Annotated in this window: 17 protein-coding genes; 12 read left to right on the forward strand and 5 right to left on the reverse strand. The window is 69.3% G+C overall.

Annotation, left to right across the window (positions count from 1 at the left end; all coding sequences use genetic code 11):
* The first annotated feature begins 5 nt into the window (after nt 1-5).
* Nucleotides 6-1,457, forward strand: coding sequence for a mycothione reductase (locus AC4D16_RS00170; protein WP_490953535.1), 1,452 nt, complete (start codon nt 6-8; stop codon nt 1,455-1,457).
* Here AC4D16_RS00170 and AC4D16_RS00175 read toward each other — a convergent pair.
* Nucleotides 1,454-3,262 carry an AMP-dependent synthetase/ligase gene (locus AC4D16_RS00175; protein ID WP_490953536.1) on the reverse strand — a complete coding sequence of 603 codons (1,809 nt, stop codon included), beginning with the start codon at nt 3,260-3,262 and terminating at the stop codon, nt 1,454-1,456. The genes AC4D16_RS00170 and AC4D16_RS00175 overlap by 4 nt on opposite strands.
* Nucleotides 3,263-3,394: 132 nt before the next feature.
* On the opposite strand from AC4D16_RS00175, the gene AC4D16_RS00180 reads away from it, so the two are divergent.
* Entirely contained in the window at nt 3,395-4,480 is a 1,086-nt protein-coding gene (locus AC4D16_RS00180; RefSeq protein WP_490949449.1) for an ROK family glucokinase, read from the forward strand.
* Between the two features lie 157 nt (nt 4,481-4,637).
* On the opposite strand, the gene AC4D16_RS00185 is transcribed toward AC4D16_RS00180, so the two are convergent.
* Nucleotides 4,638-5,240, reverse strand: a complete 603-nt coding sequence (locus AC4D16_RS00185; protein WP_490953537.1) for a hypothetical protein — start codon at nt 5,238-5,240, stop codon at nt 4,638-4,640.
* 248 nt (nt 5,241-5,488) lie between these two features.
* Between AC4D16_RS00185 and AC4D16_RS00190 the strand changes: the two genes are divergently transcribed.
* Both AC4D16_RS00190 and AC4D16_RS00195 read left to right on the forward strand, forming a co-directional pair.
* Nucleotides 5,489-6,409: a lysophospholipid acyltransferase family protein gene (locus AC4D16_RS00190; protein ID WP_490949447.1), complete on the forward strand. Its 921-nt coding sequence runs from the start codon at nt 5,489-5,491 to the stop codon at nt 6,407-6,409.
* Nucleotides 6,410-6,523: 114 nt separating this feature from the next.
* Nucleotides 6,524-7,852, forward strand: coding sequence for a class II 3-deoxy-7-phosphoheptulonate synthase (locus AC4D16_RS00195; protein WP_490954634.1), 1,329 nt, complete (start codon nt 6,524-6,526; stop codon nt 7,850-7,852).
* A gap of 40 nt (nt 7,853-7,892) precedes the next feature.
* Here AC4D16_RS00195 and AC4D16_RS00200 read toward each other — a convergent pair whose 3' ends face one another.
* A complete protein-coding gene (locus AC4D16_RS00200; RefSeq protein ID WP_490953538.1) occupies nt 7,893-10,358 on the reverse strand; it encodes a Stk1 family PASTA domain-containing Ser/Thr kinase in 2,466 nt (821 codons plus the stop codon).
* 102 nt (nt 10,359-10,460) lie between these two features.
* Nucleotides 10,461-11,888, reverse strand: a complete 1,428-nt coding sequence (locus tag AC4D16_RS00205; protein WP_490953539.1) for a LysM peptidoglycan-binding domain-containing protein — start codon at nt 11,886-11,888, stop codon at nt 10,461-10,463.
* 439 nt (nt 11,889-12,327) lie between these two features.
* Here AC4D16_RS00205 and AC4D16_RS00210 point away from each other — a divergent pair, with 439 nt between their 5' ends.
* Complete coding sequence (locus tag AC4D16_RS00210; RefSeq protein WP_490949443.1) at nt 12,328-12,681, forward strand: Rv2175c family DNA-binding protein; 354 nt, start codon at nt 12,328-12,330, stop codon at nt 12,679-12,681.
* Nucleotides 12,682-12,711: 30 nt separating this feature from the next.
* On the opposite strand, the gene AC4D16_RS00215 is transcribed toward AC4D16_RS00210, so the two are convergent.
* Complete coding sequence (locus tag AC4D16_RS00215) at nt 12,712-13,839, reverse strand: polyprenyl synthetase family protein (RefSeq protein ID WP_490953540.1); 1,128 nt, start codon at nt 13,837-13,839, stop codon at nt 12,712-12,714.
* 139 nt (nt 13,840-13,978) lie between these two features.
* On the opposite strand from AC4D16_RS00215, the gene dinB reads away from it, so the two are divergent.
* The 7 genes from dinB (at nt 13,979) to AC4D16_RS00250 (ending at nt 22,466) form a co-directional block, all read left to right on the forward strand.
* Complete coding sequence (gene dinB, locus AC4D16_RS00220) at nt 13,979-15,313, forward strand: DNA polymerase IV (protein WP_490953541.1); 1,335 nt, start codon at nt 13,979-13,981, stop codon at nt 15,311-15,313.
* 352 nt (nt 15,314-15,665) lie between these two features.
* Complete coding sequence (locus tag AC4D16_RS00225; protein ID WP_490949441.1) at nt 15,666-16,043, forward strand: SCO2097 family morphological protein; 378 nt, start codon at nt 15,666-15,668, stop codon at nt 16,041-16,043.
* 420 nt (nt 16,044-16,463) lie between these two features.
* Nucleotides 16,464-16,895 carry a division/cell wall cluster transcriptional repressor MraZ gene (gene mraZ / locus AC4D16_RS00230; RefSeq protein WP_490949440.1) on the forward strand — a complete coding sequence of 144 codons (432 nt, stop codon included), beginning with the start codon at nt 16,464-16,466 and terminating at the stop codon, nt 16,893-16,895.
* Nucleotides 16,896-17,175: 280 nt separating this feature from the next.
* Nucleotides 17,176-18,177 (forward strand): 16S rRNA (cytosine(1402)-N(4))-methyltransferase RsmH, encoded by a 1,002-nt coding sequence (rsmH, locus tag AC4D16_RS00235; protein ID WP_490953542.1) that lies wholly within the window; start codon nt 17,176-17,178, stop codon nt 18,175-18,177.
* On the forward strand, nt 18,174-18,890 hold the full coding sequence (gene ftsL / locus AC4D16_RS00240) for a cell division protein FtsL (protein WP_490953543.1): 717 nt from the start codon (nt 18,174-18,176) through the stop codon (nt 18,888-18,890). Before rsmH ends, ftsL begins: the two co-directional genes overlap by 4 nt.
* A gap of 90 nt (nt 18,891-18,980) precedes the next feature.
* On the forward strand, nt 18,981-20,786 hold the full coding sequence (locus AC4D16_RS00245; RefSeq protein WP_490949437.1) for a peptidoglycan D,D-transpeptidase FtsI family protein: 1,806 nt from the start codon (nt 18,981-18,983) through the stop codon (nt 20,784-20,786).
* Nucleotides 20,787-20,843: 57 nt separating this feature from the next.
* Complete coding sequence (locus AC4D16_RS00250; protein WP_490954635.1) at nt 20,844-22,466, forward strand: UDP-N-acetylmuramoyl-L-alanyl-D-glutamate--2,6-diaminopimelate ligase; 1,623 nt, start codon at nt 20,844-20,846, stop codon at nt 22,464-22,466.
* Nucleotides 22,467-22,472 lie beyond the last annotated feature (6 nt).

Below are 22,472 nucleotides of genomic sequence, written 5' to 3' on the forward strand. Positions count from 1 at the left end.
CGGAGGTGACTCACTACGATCTCGCGATCATCGGCTCCGGTTCCGGCAACACCCTGATCACCCCCGACTGGGACGACCGCGACGTCGTCCTCGTCGAGGGCGGTACGTTCGGTGGCACCTGCCTGAACGTGGGGTGCATCCCCACCAAGATGTACGTGTATCCCGCCCACCTCGCGTCCTCGCCCTCGGAGTCCTCGCGGCTCGGCGTGGACCTGACCCTCGAGGGGGTTCGCTGGGAGGACATCCGTGACCGGATCTTCACGCGCATCGACGCGATCTCCCGTGGCGGCAGGGCCTACCGCGCGGAGGAGCTCCCGAACGTCACCCTGGTGGAGGACTACGTCCGGCTGACGGGGGAGAAGTCCTTCGTCACCTCGTCGGGCGAGGAGATCACCGCCGATCAACTCGTCATCGCCACCGGTTCGCGAGCCGTCCTGCCGCAGATCCCCGGGATCTCCCTGCCGCAGGTTCACACCTCGGACACGATCATGCGCCTCGACACGCGCCCCGAGCGGCTCCTGATCATGGGCGGCGGGTACATCGCAGCGGAGTTCGCCCATGTCTTCGGGTCCTTCGGCACCCGGGTGACCGTCGCCGTCCGATCGGACGCCATGCTCCGGCGGCTCGACACCACGGTGTCCGACGCCTTCACCGCCGAGGCGGCGCGCCAATGGGACCTGCGCCTCAGCACCGACGTCACCGAACTCCGCGCGAACGACGACGGCAGCATCTCGGCGCACCTCAACGGTCCTGACGGCACGGTGACCCTCGAGGTGGATGCCGTCCTCGTCGCGGTCGGACGCGTCCCGAACACCGACCGCCTGGGCGCTGCCGATGTGGGCCTCGACGTGCACGAGGACGGCCGGCTGGCCGTCGACGAGTACCAGCGGGTGCTCCGCGACGGCCACCCCGTGAAGGGGCTCTGGTCACTGGGGGACGTGAGCAGTGCCTTCCAGCTGAAGCACGTGGCGAACCACGAGGCCAGGGTTGTCTCCCACAACCTGCTGCACCCCGGGCAGCTGCGCGCGAGCGACCATCGCTTCGTCCCGGCGGCCGTGTTCTCGCAGCCCCAGCTCGCATCCGTCGGACTGACGGAGGACGAGGCGGCGGCTGCCGCGGCCGCTTCGGGTACGGAGATCGTGACGGCCGTCCAGGAATACGGGTCGACGGCGTACGGCTGGGCCATGGAGGACACGGTGGGCTTCGTCAAGGTCATCGCCGAGAAGACGACGGGCAAAATCCTCGGGGCACACGTGCTCGGTCATGAGGCGTCCATGATCATCCAGCCGGTCATCCAGGCGATGTCCTTCGGGCTCGACGCCCACACCATGGCGAGGGGTCAGTACTGGGTGCACCCCGCCCTCACCGAAGTGGTCGAGAACGCGCTGCTCAGCCTCGACATCTCACGCCCGAGCTCGCCCGAGCTCACCTTGGCCGGCGCGGTGGCGCCGGGCTAGACCTTGGCAGCCGAGTAAATGGCTTCCACCACGTCCGAGTAGTCCTTCAGGACCTGCGCGCGTTTGATCTTCAGGCTCGGGGTCAGGTGGCCGGTCGTCTCCGTGAAGTCGGTCGGCACGATCCGGAACACCTTGATGGCCTCGGCGCGCGAGACGTTCGTGTTCGCCTGGTCAACGAGCTCCTGGATCTCCGAGAGAACCTTAGGGTGCTCGGCTGCCTGCGCCATGGTGGTGCCTGCGGGCAGCTGGTGCCGCTCGAGCCAGCCCGGGAGTGCCTCCTCGTCGAGGGTGATCAGCGCGGAGATGAACGGGCGCTGGTCCCCGAGCACCACGCACTGGGACACGAGGGCGTTGGCGCGGATCGCGTCCTCCAGCAGAGCGGGGATGACGTTCTTGCCGCTGGCCGTCACGATGATCTCCTTCTTACGGCCCGTGATGCTGAGGAAGCCGTCGTCGTCCAGCTCGCCGATGTCCCCCGTGCGGAACCACCCGTCCACGAAGTTCTCCTCCGTGAGGTCGGGACGGTCGAAGTACCCCTTCATCACGCAGACGCCGCGCGTCAGGATCTCGCCGTCGTCCGCGATCTTCACCGCATTGCCGGGCAGGGGCGCGCCGACGGTGCCGATCTTGATGCGCTTCGGGGTGTTCACCGTGATCGGGGCGGTGGTCTCGGTGAGGCCGTACCCCTCGAGGACCATGAGCCCGATGCCGTGGAAGAAGTGGCCGAGGCGGTCGCCGAGCGGCGCCCCTCCGGAGACCGCGTGCTGCACGCGTCCACCCATCGCGGTGCGGATCTTGCCGTAGAGCAGGCGGTCGAACACGGCGTGCTTGACCCTGAGGCCGAGGGGGATCTTCCCGGCCTGCTCCGCCTTGGACCAGGCGATGGCGACGTCGGCGCCGGCATGGAAGATCTTGCCCTTGCCGCCGTCCTCGGCCTTCAGCATGGAGTTGTTGTACACCTTCTCGAACACGCGGGGTACGGCGAGGATGAAGGTGGGCTTGTAGCTCTGAAGGTCGGGAAGCAGGTTCTTGACGTCCGGCGTGTGCGCAACGGTGGCGCCGGCTGCGACGCAGAGCACGGAGATGAACCGTGCGAAGACGTGCGCGAGCGGGAGGAACATGATCGTCTGGGCGCCCTCGTGGGCCACCTCGGGCAGCGCGGCGGCGGCGTTCTCGGAGAGATCCACGAAGTTCCCGTGCGTCAGCTCGCACCCCTTCGGCTTCCCGGTGGTGCCGGAGGTGTAGATGATGGTCGCGACGTCGTCGAGGCCCGCGTAGGCACGGCGGTCCGCCAGCGTCTGGTCGTCCGTCCCGGCGCCTGCGGTACGGAGCGTGTCGAGACCGTTGCCGTCGAACTGCCACACATGCTGCAGCGAGGTGAGGTTCTCGAGCGCCACGGCCTCGCGGACCACGTTCTCGTGACGGGCGGCCTCGACGAAGGCGCCCACCGCTCCCGAGTCACTCAGGATCCAGGCCACCTGGGCGGGTGAGGACGTCTCGTAGATCGGCACCGAGACCGCCCCGGCGAACCAGATGGCGAAGTCGGCGAGCGACCATTCGTACCGCGTCCGCGCCATGATGGCCACGCGGTCCCCCGGCTGGACGTCCGAGGCGATGAGGCCCTTCGCCACGTCCTCGACCTGGCGGCGGAACTCGGTGGCCCTGATGTCCGTCCACTCGCCCGACGCACCCTTGACCGCGAAGAGCGCGGGGTTCGAGGGCTTGGTCGCCTGCCGGATGACGAGATCCGCGGTGTTGGTCTGGCGGGGGACGTCCACGAGGACGGGAACGCTGATGTCGCGCACGATAGCTCCTTCGATATCACCACAATCGCGGTCGCATCAGCCTATAGGCAGATGGACGCCGTGCACCGTCCCGTACTGTACGAAACGGTAACTATGGCGGGCGTCCTGCCCTACCGACGAAGGGAGCGCCGCATGGCGATCACGCCCGAACCGGCTGCGGCCCGTTCGCGACGCCGCAGACGGGACCGGTTCCTGCCGGCGTCGGGTGCAGGCCCGCTGGGTACCGCCGTTCCGCGGAGCGCGTTCCCGAACCCCACCCGCAGGGGGCTCGCGGTCGGGATCGACATCGGGGGCACGAAGGTGGCCGCGGGCGTGGTCGACGTCCATGGCCGGATCCTCGCGGACGCCCGTCGCGCGACGCCCGGTCACGACCCCCGGGCGGTCGAGGCGGTCATCGCCGAACTCGTCGCGGAGCTGTCCGAGCAGTTCCGCGTGCGCTCCGTGGGTATCGGCGCCGCGGGGTGGATGGATCCGACGAACAGCACGGTCCTCTTCAGTCCGCACCTCGCCTGGCGCAACGAGCCCCTCCGGCACAACCTCGAGAAGCTGCTGCGTCGACGCGTCACGGTGGTGAACGACGCCGATGCCGCTGCGTGGGCCGAGTGGCGGTTCGGCGCGGGTCGGGGTGAGTCGAGGCTCGTCTGCGTGACCCTCGGTACGGGCATTGGCGGCGCCATGATCATGAGCGGGCGTGTGGAGCGCGGTCGCTTCGGCGTGGCCGGGGAGTTCGGCCACCAGATCATCGTCCCCCAGGGGCACCGCTGCGAGTGCGGGAACCGCGGGTGCTGGGAGCAGTACGCCTCCGGGAACGCCCTCGGCCGGGAAGCGCGCGAACTCGCGGCGGCGAACTCGCCGGTCGCTCAGGCCATCATCGGCGCGGCCTCGGACGGCACGCCCATCACCGGTGCCCTCGTCACCCGGCTGGCGATGGAGGGCGATGCCGCCTCGCGCGAACTCGTCGACGACGTCGGGCAGTGGCTCGGCCTCGGCCTCGCCAATCTGGCGGCGGCGCTCGATCCCGGGACGTTCGTGATCGGTGGGGGACTCAGCGCCGCCGGGGAGTTGCTGCTCGACCCGGCGCGGCGGGCCTTCGGACGGAACCTCACCGGGCGCGGGTTCCGCCCGGCGGCACGGCTCGAGCGGGCCGCGCTCGGTCCCGAGGCCGGTCTGATCGGAGCTGCGGACCTGTCGAGGCAGCTCTCGCGCGCCACCGCCTGATCGCCGCCTCTCGAGCACCGGCATCGACGGCAGGCCGCATGGCCGGCACCATTGATCGGCATCGACGGCCACGATGAACGATGACCTCGGTCGACCGGACACTCCGTCCGTCCGTCTATCCGTGCGTCGGTCCGTCCGTCCGTCCGTTCGTCGGCGCTCAGACCTCGGCGCCGTCGTCCCCGATGTCACGGTGCTTCGGCAACTTCGTGATGAGGTAGCCCGCTCCGGCGAGGAACACGACGAGGATGCCGAGCGTCGCACCGAGGGGTGCACTCCGCCAGAACATGGCGATGAGGAGTAGCGCGATCGGCCCGCCGGCGGCGCCGACCCAGGCGAGGACCGTGAGGGGGTCGCCCGTGCCGAGCGGCGGCGGTTCTTCGGGGACGAAGCCCTCGTCGTCGTCGAGCACGTCGCCGTCGTCGGGTGCGCTGTAGTCGCGCGGTCCGCGGGAGCCGAATGGTTGGTTGCGGAAGATCGCCTCGGCCCGCTCGCGGTCGGTCGGCCCCGGCCGGTCCGCCGACGGTGCTCTTCCGGCGTCGGCCCCGCCGCCGTTCTCCGGCGCGATCGGCCGCGGGGTCTGATTGTCGTCGGCGAGGGGGGGCGCCGGTCGCGGTGACGCGGCGGGCTCGTCCTGCGCGGCCGGAGCATGGTCAGGAGTGGTCGCCGACGACTCCGCGGTCGTACTTTCCAGACGCGCGACGAGGTCCTGCCAGACGGCGTCGTCGGTGGATTCGTTCGGTTCCTGACCTCGGTGGCCCATGCGTTGCTACCTGCTGTCGGGGTGCGGTGGCTCGGGTCGGCGGACGTCCGACCGTTCTCTCGGGATTCCGAGGGCGTGCACCTCCCATCGTGACCACCCGCGCCCGCCGCGTCAACCGGTGTTCAGTGTGTCGATCGGCGCCGTTCGTGCTTGCGGCGCCGATCGGAGAGCAGCCCTAGAGTAGGCTTCCGAATGAAGAAACGGGCGGCAGGCACACGTCGCGCCGTCCATCCAGGAAGGCTGGCAGCGTGTTCTATTGGGTGATGAAGCGGATCATCGTCGGTCCGATCCTCAACCTTCTGTTCCGGCCCTGGGTGAAGGGCCTCGACAACGTTCCGGCAACCGGCCCCGCGGTCTTCGTCAGCAACCATCTCTCCTTCTCCGACTCCATCTTCCTGCCGATCGTGGTACCGCGGCCGGTGGTGTTCCTCGCGAAATCGGAGTACTTCACGGGGAAGGGCATCAAGGGACGGCTGACCGCCCTGTTCTTCCGGCTCTCCAACCAGCTCCCGATGGATCGCTCCGGCGGCGCGGCGTCATCCTCCTCGCTCACCGCGGGCATGGACATCCTCAACGAGGGCGGCATCCTCGGGATCTACCCCGAGGGCACGCGCAGTCCTGACGGACGCCTGTACCGGGGGAAGACCGGCGTGGCCAAGCTCGTGCTCGCCACGGGCGTACCCGTCATCCCCGTGGCGATGATCGGGACCGACAAGGTGCAGCCCATCGGGCGACGGATCCCCAACATCCGCCGCGTGGGCATCATCATCGGTGAGCCGCTGGACTTCGCCCGGTACCAGGGTCTCGAGGACGACCGTTTCGTGCAGCGCTCCGTGACCGACGAGATCATGTACGAGCTCATGCGCCTTTCCGGGCAGGAGTACGTGGACGCGTACGCCAGCACCGTGAAGGAGCGGCTCGCGGCCGAGAAGGCAGCCGGACGGAAGACCCCGAAGCCCGGCGCGGACAGTCGCCGTGCCGCCGTGAGGATCTCACCCGATGCCGCGCCCGCGGTACCGTCGGCGCCGGAGCCGGGTGCGGTCACCGAGATCGGGCGTCCCGCGGTAACCGATGCTCCTGCGCCCACGTCCACGGATGACGCCCGAACCGGTGGGCGGTCCGCCAGGCGCCGTCGGGCCGACAAGGACGCCGATCCGGCGGGCAGGTGACCGTGACGGGCGGATGACGCCCGAATCGGGGAGCGGGGCGCGGCCCCGTAGAATCTGGCTGTGACTGATTCCCTCGCTCCCGCCCTCCCGCGCACCGCTGCACCCACCGCTCCCGTGACCGATGGGCTCGATGCCTGGCGTTCCATGGCCGCGGTGCAGCAGCCCTCGTGGCAGGACCCGAGCGTGTATGCGGCCTCCGTCAAGGAACTCTCGACACTTCCCCCGCTCGTCTTCGCCGGCGAGGTCGACGTCCTGCGCGAGCGCCTCGCCGCCGCGGCGCAGGGCAAGGCCTTCCTCCTCCAGGGCGGCGACTGCGCCGAGACGTTCGACGGCGCCACCGCGGACAAGATCAGCGCCCGCGTACGGACCATCCTGCAGATGGCCGTCGTCCTGACCTACGGCGCATCGCTCCCCGTCATCAAGATGGGGCGCATGGCCGGGCAGTTCGCGAAGCCGAGGTCCTCGAACGACGAGACACGCGACGGCGTGACGCTTCCCGCGTACCGCGGCGACATGGTCAACGGGTACGACTTCACGCCCGGGAGTCGTGGACACGATGCGTCCCGGATGGTGAAGGCGTACCACACGTCCGCATCGACCCTCAATCTGATCCGTGCGTTCACGCAAGGGGGCTTCGCCGATCTCCGGCTGGTGCACCACTGGAACAAGGGCTTCATGGCGAACCCCGCGCACTCCCGCTACGAGTCCCTGGCCCGCGAGATCGACCGCGCGGTGCGCTTCATGGACGCCTGCGGAACGGACTTCGAGGCGCTGAAGCGTGTCGAGTTCTTCGCCAGCCACGAGGCCCTGCTCCTCGACTACGAGCGCGCCCTCACCCGGATCGACTCGCGTACGTCCCTGCCGTACGACACCTCCGCGCACTTCCTGTGGATCGGCGAGCGCACCCGCGACATCGACGGAGCGCACGTCGACTTCCTCTCCCGCGTGCGGAACCCCATCGGCGTGAAGCTCGGCCCGACGACGTCGGGTGACGACGCGCTCGCTCTCATCGACAAGCTCGATCCGGAGCGCGAGCCGGGCCGCCTGACCTTCATCACGCGCATGGGCGCACAGAACATCCGTGAGCGTCTGCCCACGCTGGTGGAACGCGTCACCGCCTCCGGCGCGCAGGTCCTCTGGGTCACGGATCCGATGCACGGCAACACCGTCACGAGCCCGAACGGGTACAAGACCAGGAACTTCGACGACGTCATCGACGAGGTCCGCGGCTTCTTCGAGGTACACGACTCCCTCGGGACGTTCCCGGGCGGCCTCCACGTCGAGATGACGGGCGATGACGTCGCCGAGTGCCTCGGTGGGGCGGACCCGATCGACCAGGAGGCCTTCGTGGACCGGTACGAGTCCGTCTGCGACCCGCGCCTGAACCACATGCAGTCGCTCGAGATGGCCTTCCTGGTGGCCGGCGCCCTCTCCAAGGGGTGAGGCTCGGATCCGCGTGCAGCGGATCCGTCCCGGAAAGCGCTCAGGTGACGGTGATCCGGACGGTGGTTCCCTCGGGCTGGTCGCCGGTCCTGCTCTGGCCGGCGACCAGCCCGAGCACCGACCCGCCGAAGGTGTAGTCGATCTCCACGACGAAACCCGCGTCCTCCAAGGCGCTCACCGCCCGCTCCTCGGACAGCGAGAACACGTTCGGGACCTCCACGAGCCGGGGGCCCAGCGAGAGCGTGAGGGTCACGGGGGTCCCGCGGGCGACGTCGACACCCACCGGGGTCTGCGCGACCACCGCACCGTCCGGGACGGACCTGCTGAACTGCGGTGCGTCGCCCACCACGGCCTCGAGCCCGGCGGTCTCGAGCGCGGCGACCGCCTCGGCCTCGGGCCGACCGGTGACATCGGGCACGGCGACGGGTGCCGGTCCGCGTGACACCGCGAGATCCACGGGGGAGTCCCTCCGGAGCTCCGTGCCCGGAGGGGCGGACTGGCGCAGCACCTCTCCCGGGGGCACGGTCTCACTGAACTCCTCGGCGAGATCGCCGACGGCGAGTCCCGCGGCGCCGAGCTCCGAGGCGGCGCCCACCTGCGTCATCCCGACGACGTCGGGCACCCCGAACAGTTCGGGACCCTTGGAGACGATGAGCTGGACGCGCTCGTACCGCCGGACATCCGAGAAGGCGGCGGGATCGGTGCCGATCACGAGTCCGGCGACGACGTCGTCGTGGAACACCTCCTGGGTGGAGAGGGAGGCCAACCCCTCTCCGTCGAGCGCTGCTCGCGCGTCCGCCAGGGAGGCGTTGGCGACGTCGGGCAGGGCGACCACTCCGGCCGGCCCTGCACCGAACAGCCACCCCAGCCCGGCGACGAGACCTGCCAGCACCACGAGGAGGACCACTACCACGCGGACGAGGCGTCGGGTGCCGCGCCCCTGGAGCGACTTCTGCGGCCGTTGGGCCTGCTTCGCCTGCTGGCGTCGGCTGAGTGGGCGGGGCGCGGGAGTATCCCGTCGGTCCTTTCGGTCGTCCGTCCGCTCGCCGTGCCGGTCAGTGCTCGGGAGCGCGGGCCCGGTGGATCCCCAGGGCGCACCGGGTGCGGCTGATCGCTCCCGCATGCCGTCTGTATCGACCGACCGGCGCGGCGCGCCCTGATCGGCGGTCGGGGACGTCGTACCCAGTCGAACGGTCCCGTTCACGGCTGACGACGGCGGAGTCACCGGCATCGTCCCGAGGACGCGGGTAGCGGACTGATCACGGTCGACGACGCCCGTGTGATCGTCCTGGTCGTACTGGTCGGACCGACCACCGCGGTCGCCGCCTCCCAATCGTCCCGAGCGACCGAGGATCTCCGTCGCATCCGCTGACCGCGGCCGAACGGGCGCTGACGCACCGGTGCGCGACCAGGTGTCACCCGTGCCCGGGCCGACGCCGTCCGCGCCGTCGGACGGGAGGCGTGAGCTCCCGGTGCGCGCTCGACCGTCGTCCGCTCGTCGGTCGAGCCCTCGCAGCGCCTCGGTCGGTGCGCCGGCGGGCGCGCCGGCAATCGGCCCGCCGAGGGGAAGGGGCGGCACGACGGCGGCGGTCAACTGGTCCTGGCCGGTCACCTCGTAGCGCGCGTCCGCGGCTGTGTAGTCGAGGTCGGCGTCGGGGAGCGTGTCCCGGATGTGCTGCAGTTCGCCGAGGAGTGCCGTCCCGTCGACGGGGCGGTCCTCGGGATCCCGTGCGGTGCACCAGAGCACGAGTTCGTCGAGGTCCGTGGCGAGGCCCGGCAGGAGCACCGACGGCGCGGGTACCTCGGACTGTGCGTGCTGCAGGGCCACCTGCACGGGCATGTCGCCCGTGAACGGCTGACGCCCGGTCAGGAGCTCGTAGAGCATGATGCCGGTCGAGTAGATGTCGCTCTGCGCCTCGGCGGGCTGACCCAGCACGAGCTCGGGGGAGAGGTAGGCGACGGTACCGACGAGGGTCGCGGTGCCCGTGGCCGCGGAGACCGCGCGCGCGAGGCCGAAGTCGGCGATCTTGACCTGCCCGGTCGCGGACAGCAGGACGTTCTCCGGTTTGACGTCGCGGTGGATGAGCCCGGCCTCGTGCGCTGCCGCGAGACCCTTCACGACGTCGTCGAGGTATCGCAGGGCGTCCCGTGGTGTGAGCCGACCCTGGTCGCGCAGGACGTCCCGGAGGGTCCTGCCCTGCACGAACTCCATGACGAGGTAGGCGACTGTCTGCCCGTCGACGTCGTCCACGCCCTGGTCGAGCACACCGACCACGTTGGGGTGCGAGAGCCGCGCAGCGGATTTCGCCTCCTGCTCGAAGCGGTCCACGAAACCGGGTTCCTCGGCGAGGTGCGGGTAGAGGACCTTGAGGGCGACGCGGCGGTCGAGCCTGCGATCCGTGGCGAGGTAGACCGTCGACATCCCGCCACGCGCCAGCCGCGAGTGGACGGTATACCGGCCGTCCACGACCACTCCCTCGAGGGGGTCCCTGCGTTGCTGGTGCACCTTCCGATAGTAGACGGCGGCATGAGGAGGGGGCAGGACCACCACGCGTCCTGCCCCCTTCCTAATCGGCGTCGAGCTGATCGACGCCGGTCCGCACCCCTCCTAGCGGAAGTTCCCCTGGTGCGCCTTGATGGCCGCGACGTACTGCTTGGTGTCCTCGAACATGCCCCGCGACTGGACCGAGTACGCGCCCTGGTAGTAGGAGGCGATCGCGATGTCGAGTGACGGGCTGGTGCGGACGAGCGAGCGGATGATGGCGACGCCGGCGGTGGCGTTGTCGTAGGGGTCCAGCAGGTTCAGCTTGCGGCCCACGAGATCGCCGGCCCACTGCCCCGAGGACGGGATCACCTGCATGGTGCCGATGGCGTTCGCGGGGGAGACGGCGCGCTGGTTGAAGCCGGACTCCTGGTACGCGAAGGCGAGCGCGAGGCTGGGATCGACGCCCATCGAGCGCGCCGTGTCCGCGACGATCTGCTTCATCTCGGCCTGCGACGGCGCCGGCAGGGAGTTGAGGAGGGCCTTGTTCGCGTTGGCGTCCGCGACGACCTTGTCCGGGTAGGTGTAGCCGAGGAAATTCGACGGCACGAGGTTCCCCGGCGCAGGTGCAGGCGCGGTCGGCGTGCTGCCACCCTGGTTCCCACCGGGGAGGGTGAGCTTCTGTCCGGGGAAGATGACCGTCGTCATGGACATCTTGTTCGCGGCCAGCAGGTCGGGGAGGCCGACCTTGTTGCGCGATGCGATCGCGCCGAGGGTGTCGCCCGGCTTCACCGTGTACGTACCCGAGGGAGCGGGAGCAGGAGCGGGAGCCGGCGCCGGAGCCGGAGCAGGCTTCCCGGGTGCGGGTGCGGGTGCGGGTGCGGTGCCACCGACGGTGAGCTTCTGGCCGGGGTAGATGATCGAGGTCATCGAGAGGTTGTTGCCGGTCAGCACGCTCTGCAGGCTCACACCGGCGCGGGCGGCGATCGCCCCGAGGGTGTCGCCGGGCTTCACCACGTAGGTGCTGCGCGACGCCGGAGGTGCTGCAGCCGGAGCCGGTGCCGCTGCAGGCTTCTCCGCGGGTGCGGCACCCTCTGTCAGCCTGACCTTCTGGCCCGGGTAGATGACGGTTCGGGCATCCATGCGGTTCAGCGTCAGGACGGCGTTGGTGGTGAGGCCGTGGCGCTGCGCGATGGCGGTGATCGTGTCCCCGGGCTTGACCGTGTACTCGGCGGGTACGGCTTCGGCGGGCACGGCTTGGGTGGGCACGGCGACGCGCTGCACGGGGACCAGCCCGGCCACGAGGGCCGCGGGGACGGTGGTTCGGGCGGGAGCGGGCAGAGCTGTCCCGACCGTCATTCCACCGATCTGCCGGGCCGCGGACGCGGACTGCGCCGCGGGGGCCGCCGCGGCGGGGTTCGCCAGTGCGACGGAGGACAGGATCACCGCCGGGAGAGCTGCGGTGGTCACGGCGACGTTCAGGCGTCGCGAGCCGTCGGTCCCGGATCTCCTGCGGGAGCCGTTCAGCGGTGCGTCTGATCGCTGGGCAGTCATGTTTCGTTCCTCGTCTGTTGGCGGCCTGAGTCCGCGCGGACGCACGGACCCGAGCCTTCCGATGGTGAGACCGGACGCGGGTACGTGCTGAGATGATGTGTCACGTGATGTTGGTGTTACTTGTGTGACTCCTGTGAACTTACACGATGCGATCACTAACACAAGAGGCTGTAAATACAGGAGATGCTCAAGATCGGCGTGTCGCAGCTGGCTCGCCAGCGTGTCGTCCCGAACATTCCCGAGCGCGGGCGTAGCGGGTCCGGCCGAGGCCAGGATCTTCAGTGAGGAGCGCCGTCGTTCTTCGGCATTCAGCCGGTGCCCGCGCCCGTCCGACACCCCACCACGCGGTGACGACGGCGAAGATGGCGAGGACAGCCGGTGCGCCGTCCGCGTGCCGTCCTAGGTGGAGTTGATTCCTGGGGCGTGGCACCCTTGATCCGTGACCGAACTCGAAGAACTCGTCCCTGCCTGGCTCAATCTCCCCGATGTGGCCCAGACCCTGGGTCTCCCCATCACGCGCGTGCATTCCCTCATCAGTGAGCGCGCCCTCGTCAGCGTCCGCGTGGGCGAGCGGAAGATCAGGAGCGTTCCCGCCGACTTCCTCGTGGACGGTGCGGTGCTCGACAGCCTGAAGGGCACGGTGGTGGTGCTCGCGGATTCCGGCTTCGGCGACGAGGACATCATCCGCTGGCTCTACACCGAGGACGAGTCCCTCCCGGGCCGACCCGTGGACGCCCTGCGCGAGGGACGGAAGACCGAGATCCGACGTCGCGCCCAGGCAGCCGCCTGGTAGGACGCCGACGGCGCCGCGACGTTTCTGCTGTCAGGCGGAACGCGTGACCGCAGCCTCCGCCAGGAGGCCCAGTGCTTGCCGAGGGAGTGTGCTGATCGACAACTCGTCGAGAGCACGGAAGGCCTCCGTCGACCTGTCCAGGATCAGACGTTCGGCCTCGGCGAGCGCGCCGGTGTCCTGGATCATGCTGCGGAGGTCTGCCACGGCGTCGTCGTCGAGCTCGGTGTCGCCCAGCATCGTGTTGATGGTGCGGCGGGCGGAATCGTCCGCGGCTCCGAGAGCGCGGGCGATGAGGAAGGTGCGCTTGCCCTCCCGGAGGTCATCGCCGGCCGGCTTGCCCGTCACCTCGGGGTCCCCGAAGACGCCGAGCACGTCGTCCCGCAGCTGGAAGGCCTCCCCGAGCGGGAGCGCGAAGGCGGAGTAGGCCGCGAGGAGCGTCGAGTCGGCCCCGGCGAGGGCGCCGCCGATCATCAGGGGGCGTTCCATCGAGTACTTCGCTGACTTGAACCGGAGGATGTTGAGGGCCCGCCTCTCCGCCTCCGCCGGCGTCTGGTCCGGCCCGACGGCCTCCTCGAGAAGATCCAGGTACTGCCCCGCCATGACTTCCGTCCGCATGCGGTTGAAGATGACGCGGGCGCTCTCGCCGGCTTCCGAGCACGCCGTGGTGAACAGCTCCTCACTGAACGCCAGGCACAGGTCGCCCGCCAGGATCGCTGCGGACACGCCGAAACGCTCGGCGTCGAGGTGCCACCCGCCGGAGCGGTGCCGCGCGCTGAACTGGCGGTGCACGCTCGGCCGGCCGCGCCGGGTGTCGGAGCGGTCGATGATGTCGTCGTGGATGAGCGCGGCGGCCTGGAAGAACTCGAGAGCGGTGCCGGCGATCACGGGCGCCGCTGCCTCGGGAGACCCCCCGGCCGCCCGCCATCCCCAGTAACACAGGAGGGCCCGCATCCTCTTGCCCCCGCCGGTGAGGGTCGCGATGCTCGAGATGAGCGGGAGGGACTCGTCCGAGATGTCGGAGAGGACCGAGCGCTGTTCCGCGAGGAAATCCTCGATCGTCCGGGTGAGGTGGAGGCGGAAGCGATCCTGCTCCGACGCGATGGTGTCGATGGTGTCGGAGTCGCCACCCTGTTCAGGGGCGGCGGGTGCGGACAGCATGGATCTCCCGGGCGGCTCGTCTGGTCGTGGAGTCCCCACTCTATCGGCCCGCGAGAAGGCGCCTGCCTCACGCGGGTGAGGTGCTCCGCCCGCCGGGCAGTGCGTCCCGACTGTCGGTGCCGATGCGTACGCTTCTCGTGTGGCTGGACTTCAGGAGGCGAACGCGGCGGATCACGCCGAATGCCATATCCTCCACGTCGACATGGACGCGTTCTTCGTGTCCGTGGAACTGCTCGATCATCCGCACCTGAGAGGTAAGCCCGTGGTGGTCGGTTCGCCGTCCGGTCGCTCGGTGGTCCTCTCCGCCTCCTACGAGGCCCGGCGGTACGGAGTGCGTTCGGCCATGCCGATGTCGATCGCCCGGCGACGGTGCCCCGACGCCGTCATCCTGCCGCCGCACCAACGCCGGTACTCCGAGGTGTCCAAGGACATCATGCGGATCTTCCGCTCGATCACCCCCGAGGTGGAGCCGCTCAGCGTCGACGAGGCGTTCCTCGATGTCGCTGGCTCCATGCGCCGCCTCGGCGCCCCGCGTGCCATCGGCGAGCAGATCCGCCGGGAGATCAGTTCGAGTCTCGGCATCACGGCGAGTGTGGGGGCCGCGAGCACCAAATTCGTGGCGAAGATCGCCTCGACCCGCGCCAAGCCCGACGGACTGCTCCTCATTCCGGGTGATCAGACCGTCGCGTTCCTGCACACCCTCCCGGTCTCCGCGCTCTGGGGGGTCGGGGCGAAGACCCAGGAGGTTCTCGCGCGCATCGGGATCAACACGGTCGAGGACGTCGCCCATACCCCTGTGTCGACCCTTCGGCGCCTCCTCGGCGCGTCCGGCGAGCACGTCCACCACCTGGCCTGGGGGCGGGACCCCCGGCGGGTGGTCGTCGCCCGCCCGGAGAAGAGCATCGGGGCCGAGGAGACGTTCTCGCACGACATCTCCGACTCCGACGTCCTCCGGCGTGAGTTGCTCAGGCTGGCCCACCGCACGGGAGCCCGGCTGCGCGCCTCGGGATACCGGGCCGGCGGAGTGGCGCTCAAGGTCCGCTACGCGGACTTCTCCACGCTCACCCGTTCGAGGAAGCTCGACGAGCCCGTCGACAGCGCGCACGCGCTGTACCAGGCGGCGATCGGCCTTCTGTCCGTCCTGGGTGAACGGCCCATGGCCGTCCGGTTGATCGGTCTGCGCGCCGAATCCCTGGAGGTCGGGGGAGACGGGTCGACGCAGCTGACGATCGATCGCCGCGACGACAACTGGCGTGTCGCCGAGCGCGCGCTCGACGACGTCAACCGCAAGTTCGGCGACGCCGGCGTCAAACCTGCAGGGCTCCTCCCGACCCGTGGGCGGATGCCCACGGGGGAACGCGGAACGGAGGGGGCGACGACGACCGCAGGGCCTCGGGTTCCCGGTCCGGAGGAGCGCACGCAGCCGGAGTCACGGGAGCGGAGGCCACCGGCGTCGGGGGAGCGGCGCCGATGACCGGAACGACTCCGTGGAAGAGCTCGCTGGAGCACCGGCGGGCGCTACACGAGGTTCCTTGGAAGGCCCTCGTGGAGCGCGGCCGCGGCCCCGGGAGAGGACCGGCCCGCAGCGTTCGTCCACACCGGTCGCAGCGGTCTATAACCGGCCCGGCGGGCGCATCAACCCCCGCATTGTGACTTTGCACCCACCGCGTAGCAAACTAGTCTGGAATCAGGTAATCCACCTACAGCCCAACGTATCCACCCCGTTCCTCAGACCCGGTCCAATGACCGCGATGTCGGGAACCCGGAGGGCATTCGGGGCGTTGGAGGATTGAAGGAACGTCGGCACCCATATCAAGGAGGCGGTCATGGCACTCTCGGAACACGAGCAGAGGCTGCTTGATCAGCTGGAACAGCAGTTGCACGCCGACGATCCCAAGTTCGCGCACTCTATGGCGTCCGACTCCCGGAAGTCGATGTCGACGCGGCGGCTCGTCATCGGAGCGCTCATCACGATCGCCGGGATCTTCGTCCTCCTCGCCGGCATCGTCTGGCAGGCCATCCTGATCGGGGTCCTCGGCTTCCTCATCATGGGCGGAGGAGTCTACTTCGCCACGACGAAGTCCAAGCAGGTCGAGGTCGATCAGCCGGTCGGCAAGCCCGCCAAGGCGCCCACCGGCGGGAAGAGCGGCTTCATGTCGAGCCTCGAGGACAAGTGGGACGAACGCAAGCGCGACCAGCCGTGACCTGAGTCCCGACCGAACGGGCCCGACGAGCGCGAACTCTGCCGCACGGCCCCGCCGGTCATGACACTCACTCTCCACCAGAAGAACCCGCCACGGCGGGTTCTTCTGCGTTAAGGCCTCGGCGCATCCCGTCCACCAGGGCTACGACCTCTCCCGGCCGCCGCGACGCATCGACCGCTCCGCACCTCGCAGCCCCTCTTCGCCTCGTCGCGGTGCGGGGTCCCTCCACTCCGCTCCACTTCCACGTCCACGCCCGTCATGACGCGCCCTCGGGTGCGCGCGCGGCCAGTCGATGAGGGATTTATCGGCGCGTCCCGGGCGCTGCAACGTTGACGGTGGAGAGTTGTGGAGTAAAGTGGGGAATATAAGAGCAGGGCAGCACATTCGCTGGGCTTGATGGAATCGGACAGGCGGTCAGGGATGTTCCTCGGAACGCACACCCCCCGACTCGATGACAAAGGCAGGCTCATCCTTCCCGCGAAGTTCCGCGACGAACTGAGCGAAGGACTGGTCCTCACAAGGGGTCAGGAACGCTGTATCTACGTCTTCAGCACATCGGAATTCGAGCGGGTCCACGAGCAGATGCGCGCGGCGCCCATCTCGTCGCGTCAGGCGAGGGATTACAACCGCGTGTTCCTCTCGGGAGCGTCCGACGAGGTTCCCGACAAGCAGGGCCGGATCACCATCCCTCCGGCCCTGAGGACCTACGCCGGTCTCGATCGCGAACTGGCGGTGATCGGTGCGGGCAGCCGAGCGGAGATCTGGGCGATGGACGCCTGGGAGTCCTACCTCGCGGAGAAGGAGACGGCGTTCTCCGAAACGGATGAGGACGGGTTCCCCGGCTTCATCTGATCGACGAACAGCATGACGCAGGACCACAGAACGACAAGAACGAGCAGCACACAGCAGGACCAGCAGTACTCGGAACGCGAAGGCCACATCCCTTGGATGAGATCTCCAGCCGCCGGACGAGGATCACCACCTGGCTCCACTTCCCCGGGGCCAGGCGGAATCCCTCCGGCCGGATGGGGATCTGATCCAAGGGGGAGAGCCTCACCGTGAAAACGCCGAGATCGATGCACGATGGCGTATGACGGATTGACGAACCACAACTGCAGGATGGAGAAGACGCATGCGGGGTGACCGGCCGACGGGGGAGCGTCACATTCCCGTCCTCCGTGACCGCTGCATCTCCCTCCTCGCCCCGGCCGTCTCCGCTGCGCAGGGCTCCGACCGCCGGCCCGTCGTCGTCGACGCGACGCTCGGCATGGGTGGGCACTCGGAAGCGATGCTGGAACTCTTCCCCGACGTCCATCTCGTCGGCGTCGACCGCGACACCGAAGCCCTCGACCTCGCCGGTGAGCGGCTCGCCCGCTTCGCGGACCGCACCGATCTGGTCCACGCCGTGTACGACGAGCTCCCGGAGGTGTTGGCGGATCTTGGGGTGGACGTGGCCGACGGCATCCTCTTCGATCTCGGTGTCTCCTCCCTCCAGCTGGACGAGCGCGAGCGGGGCTTCGCGTACTCCTTCGACGCCCCGCTGGACATGAGGATGGACACCACCACCGGCGCGACGGCCGCCGACGTCGTGAACTCCTACACGGAGGCCGATCTGCTGCGCATCATCCGATCGTGGGGTGAGGAGAAGTTCGCCGGTCGGATCGCCTCGGCGATCGTCAGTGCGCGTGCAACGGCACCCTTCCACACCACGTCCCAGCTGGTCGACGTCATCCGCGGCGTGGTCCCGGCCTCGGCCGCACGCACCGGGGGGCATCCCGCCAAGCGGACCTTCCAGGCCCTACGCATCGAGGTCAACGAGGAACTCAGCGTGCTCGAGCGTGCCATCCCCGCCGCGCTCGACGCGATCGGGGTGGGAGGGCGCGTCGTCGCCATGTCCTACCACTCGCTCGAGGACCGCATCGTCAAGAGTGCCTTCGCCGCGGGCACCACCTCGGCTGCTCCGGTGGGTTTCCCCGTCGAGCTCGAACAGCACAAGGCCTACCTGCGGTCGCTCACCCGCGGCACGGAGACCCCCACCGCCGCCGAGATCGAAGAGAACCCCCGCGCTGCGTCTGCTCGGTTGCGAGCAGTTGAACGAATCACCGCACGACCCGTCGACAGGACCACCAGATGAGCCAGGCACTGACCGTTGCACCCCGCGGGACCCGCGCCCTCACCTCCGCGCCCGGACGGCCGACCGGCCGGCTCGCTCCGGGCCACCCGTCGTCGCCGAGGACGCGCACGCCGCTGTCGGTCGTCCCGGCCAGGCCCGCGCGTCGCCGCGTACCGTTCGCCGTGTTCAGCCTGCTCGTCCTCGCCGGAGCGCTCGCGGCCGTCCTCATGCTCAACATCTCGGTCTCCAGCACGCAGTACGACCTCGTGCAGCTGCGCAACCAGCAGGTGGCGCTGAGCCAGGAGAACGAGGCGTTGGTGCTCGAGATCGAAGGCAAGGAAGCGCCGCAGAACCTCGCGGCGGCCGCCACGAAACTCGACATGGTGTCCTCCCCGACGTTCGGGACCGTTGAGCTAGATTCGGGATCAGTGACGGGCGATCCCGAGCCCGCCACGAAGGGCCCGAAGCCGGAGGTTCTCATCGCTGCTCCCAACCTCGTGACCGATCAGGCCGCTCCCGTCGCCGCGCCCGCCGCGCCGACCGATACCGCGCCGACCGATACCGCGGAGGACGGGCAGGCCACCGACGCGTCGTCCTCGGAATCCTCCGCAGACGCCGCCACCACGGACGATGCGACGCAGGATGCGGCCGAGCCGGTGACCCAGGACCTCCCCGAGAGCTCCGCCGCGGGTACCATTCCGGGCCCCGTGCAGTCCTCGACCGGCGGTCAGTAGAGCGGCGGTCGATCGAGGGCGGTTCCACCCACCGCATCGTCGCAGTACCTGATCCACCCACCTGAACGACCTGAACGACAAGGATGACCTGTGACCCCTGCCCGCGCCGGAAGCGCCGACAGTCTCCGCCTGACTCTGGGGTCGGTACGACTTCGCGTGGGCCTCGCCTTCGTGCTCGTCCTGCTGCTCGTCCTCGGCGTCCGGCTCTTCCAGCTGCAGGCGCTGGACCTCGACGGCATGGCCCAGACGGGCCTGTCGAAGCGACTCACCATCACGAACGTGCAGCCCGTGAGGGGTTCGATCCTCGACGCCAACGGCAAGTACTTCGCCCGCAGTGTGGAGCGCTTCGACATCGTGGTGGACCAGGAGCTGAGCGCAGTGACCGAGTTCGACCGCACGGTCGACGACGAGAACGAGGAAACAGGCGTGCGGCGGGAGCGGGGCGTCACGATCGAGCAGGGCTTCGCGGAGCTCTCGGCGATCCTCGGGATCGACGCGGCGACCCTCGAGTCGGCCATCATGGGCGATGCGACGTTCAACTACGTCGCGAGGTCGGTGACACCGGAGGTGAAGAACCGGGTCATGGCCGTCGGCTTCCCGGGTGTCTACGCCGACCAGACCAGCGTCAGGACGTATCCCGCAGGGCCGGTAGCCGGTTCGGTGATCGGCTTCGTCTCGGACAACGGTGATCCCCAGGAGGGTCTCGAGTACTCCCTGAACGACGCCCTCGTGGGGACCGCCGGCAAGAGGACCTTCGAGATCGGCGGTGACGGCATCCGCATCCCGTACGCGACGAACGAGGACATCCCGGCCGCCGACGGCCAGGACGTGCGCCTCACCATCGATCAGGACCTCCAGTGGTTCGCCCAGCAGACCATCGCCTCCCAGGTCAAGGACTACAACGCGGAGTGGGGCAACATCGTGGTGGTCGAGGCCAAGACCGGCGCAATCCGCGCGATGGCGGAGTCGACCACGCCGGACCCCAACGATCCGACGGCCACCCCCGCCGAGCAGCGTCGACCGAACTCCGTGAGCGCGGCGTTCGAGCCGGGCTCGACGACGAAGGTGATCACGCTCGCAGGCGCGCTGGAGCAAGGGGTCATCGAGCCCACCTCGCAGTTCACGCTCGAGAACCGTTACACCGTGGGCAACCAGACCTTCAAGGACGCATCCGAGCACGGGACCGAGAAGCGCACGGCCGCGGGCGTCCTCGCGAAGTCGATGAACACGGGGACGGTGCAGATCGGCGAGCAGCTCTCGAAGCAGGAGCGCTACGACTGGCTCAAGAAGTTCGGCATCGGTGAGCCTCTCGGTACGGGCCTCAACGAGGAGAACCAGGGGCTGCTTCCCGCACCCGACGAGTGGGACGACCGCCAGCAGTACACGGTGCTGTTCGGTCAGGGTCTCTCCCAGACGGCGATGCACACCGCGATGGTGTACCAGACCATCGCGAACGACGGCGTGAGGCTGCAACCGCGCCTCATCGACGCCTACATCGACCCCGACGGGACCGAGCACGTGGTACCGCAGGCCGAGGGTACGAGGGTCGTCTCCGAGGGCACCGCCGCAGAGATGCGGAAAATGCTCGAGACCGTGACCGAGGAGGGTTCGGGGAAGTCCGGGGAGCTCGAGCAGTACCGGGTGGGGTCCAAGACGGGTACCGCCGAAGCGCCGAGCGCCTCGGGCGGGTACGACGGCTACACTCTCTCCTACGCCGGGATCGCGCCCATCGAGGACCCCGAGTACGTCGTCGTCATCACGCTCCAGCGGCCGCAGGGCGACCTGTACTACCTCATCCCCGGCGAGTCGTTCCAGAAGGTCATGAAGCAGGTCCTCAACTCGAACAACGTCCCGGCCTCGACGACGAAGCCGGACATCTACCCGGTCGAATTCTGACCCGGAGGCCGTAACACCGTGACATCCACCACCGGTCGGGGCAGCACAGCTTCCCTGATGCGACCCCGTGTGCCGCATGCGGCCGACCTCTCCTCTGCTCTCGCCTGCGTCCTTGCGGATCTCGGCGCTCAGCGCGTTCCCCGCGACGACCTCGACGCCCCCGGCGGACAGGTGCTCCCGACGGTCACCGGCATCACGCTCGACTCCCGAGCGGTGCTACCCGGCGACGTCTACGCGGCACTGCCCGGGGCGACCCGCCACGGTGCGGACTTCGCGGCACAGGCGGTCGCCGCCGGCGCGGTCGCGGTGCTCACGGACGCCGACGGTGCGCTGCTTCTGGAGGCTCACGCATCCGTCGGCCCGGGCGTCCCCGTCGTCGTGGTCCCTGATCCGCGCCGTGTGCTCGGGCCGCTCGCGCGGGAGATCTTCGGGAGCGCCTCCGGAGCGGCGCCCACCCTCTTCGGAGTCACGGGCACGAACGGGAAGACCACCACGACCTACTTCCTGACGGCACTGCTCGAGGCCCTGGGTTCCTCGACGGGTCTCATCGGGACGATCGAGATCCGCGCGGGGGAGGAAGCCATTCCCAGCCTTCTCACCACCCCGGAATCGCCTCAGGTGCACTCGCTGCTCGCGCTCATGGGTGAGCGGGAACTGGGCGCGGCCGCAATGGAGGTCTCCTCCCATGCTCTCGAGTTCGGCCGCGTGGACGGCGTCCGGTTCGACGTCGCCGGGTTCACGAACCTGACGCAGGACCACCTCGACCTGCACGGTTCCATGGAGGAGTACTTCGCGGTCAAGGCGTCGCTCTTCACGCCCGAGCGATGCCGCTCCGCCGTCGTGCTCGTCGACGACCCGTGGGGCCGCCGGCTCGCGGCCGAGGCGGGCGTACCGGTCGTCACCGTCCGGAGCGAACCGGGATCCGCCGCGGAGGGGGACAGCGCGCCCGCATGGCAGGTGACCGACGTCGAACCGAGCGGCCTGGGGCACTCCTTCACCCTCATCGCGCGCACGGGGGAGCGGTTGCGGGTACGTACCGGGCTGCCGGGTTCGTTCAACATCTCCAATGCGGCCCTCGCCGCCGTGATGGTCCTCACCTCCGGCGTGACGGTCGACCGGTTGCAGAGCGCGCTGGACGAGCACGACCCGTTCACCACCGAGGTCCCGGGGCGCATGCAGCTGATCGGTGAGGCACCCGCCGCGATCGTCGACTTCGCGCACAACCCCGACGCCCTCGAGCGCACGCTCTCCTCCGTCCGGCGCCCCGACGGTCGGGTCATCGCCGTCTTCGGCGCAACAGGGCAGCGTGATGCGTCCAAGCGGCCCGTCATGGGTGCCGTGGGCGCCCGGCTGTCCGACATCCTGATCGTCACCGATGACGACCCGCACGACGAGGACGACGCCGTGATCCGCGCCGCGGTCCGCGCGGGGGCGGATGCAGCGGTCCGCGACGAACACCTCCGGTGCCAGGTCATCGAGGTCCACCCGCGTGCGGCGGCGATCGACCACGCCGTAGCCCTCGCGCACCCGTCCGACACCATCGTGATCGCAGGCCGCGGACACGAGGTCTGGCAGGAGGTGAAGGGCGTGAACCTCGCCCTGGACGACCGCGAGGAGTTGCGCACCGCGTTGACAAGGCACGGATTCTCTGGGCTTTCAGCGGCCGGGATAGAGTCCTGAACCGTC

Source organism: Arthrobacter sp. TJ-236, from assembly GCF_058269235.1.

What these genes read in the sequence shown, in the direction of transcription:
- AC4D16_RS00180 (WP_490949449.1), top strand. Translation starts at nt 3,395, where the DNA reads ATGGCGATCACGCCCGAACCGGCTGCGGCCCGTTCGCGACGCCGCAGA.
- AC4D16_RS00185 (WP_490953537.1), bottom strand. Translation starts at nt 5,240, where the DNA reads ATGGGCCACCGAGGTCAGGAACCGAACGAATCCACCGACGACGCCGTC.
- AC4D16_RS00205 (WP_490953539.1), bottom strand. Translation starts at nt 11,888, where the DNA reads ATGACTGCCCAGCGATCAGACGCACCGCTGAACGGCTCCCGCAGGAGA.
- AC4D16_RS00215 (WP_490953540.1), bottom strand. Translation starts at nt 13,839, where the DNA reads ATGCTGTCCGCACCCGCCGCCCCTGAACAGGGTGGCGACTCCGACACC.
- AC4D16_RS00225 (WP_490949441.1), top strand. Translation starts at nt 15,666, where the DNA reads ATGGCACTCTCGGAACACGAGCAGAGGCTGCTTGATCAGCTGGAACAG.
- mraZ (WP_490949440.1), top strand. Translation starts at nt 16,464, where the DNA reads ATGTTCCTCGGAACGCACACCCCCCGACTCGATGACAAAGGCAGGCTC.
- rsmH (WP_490953542.1), top strand. Translation starts at nt 17,176, where the DNA reads ATGCGGGGTGACCGGCCGACGGGGGAGCGTCACATTCCCGTCCTCCGT.
- ftsL (WP_490953543.1), top strand. Translation starts at nt 18,174, where the DNA reads ATGAGCCAGGCACTGACCGTTGCACCCCGCGGGACCCGCGCCCTCACC.
- AC4D16_RS00250 (WP_490954635.1), top strand. Translation starts at nt 20,844, where the DNA reads ATGCGACCCCGTGTGCCGCATGCGGCCGACCTCTCCTCTGCTCTCGCC.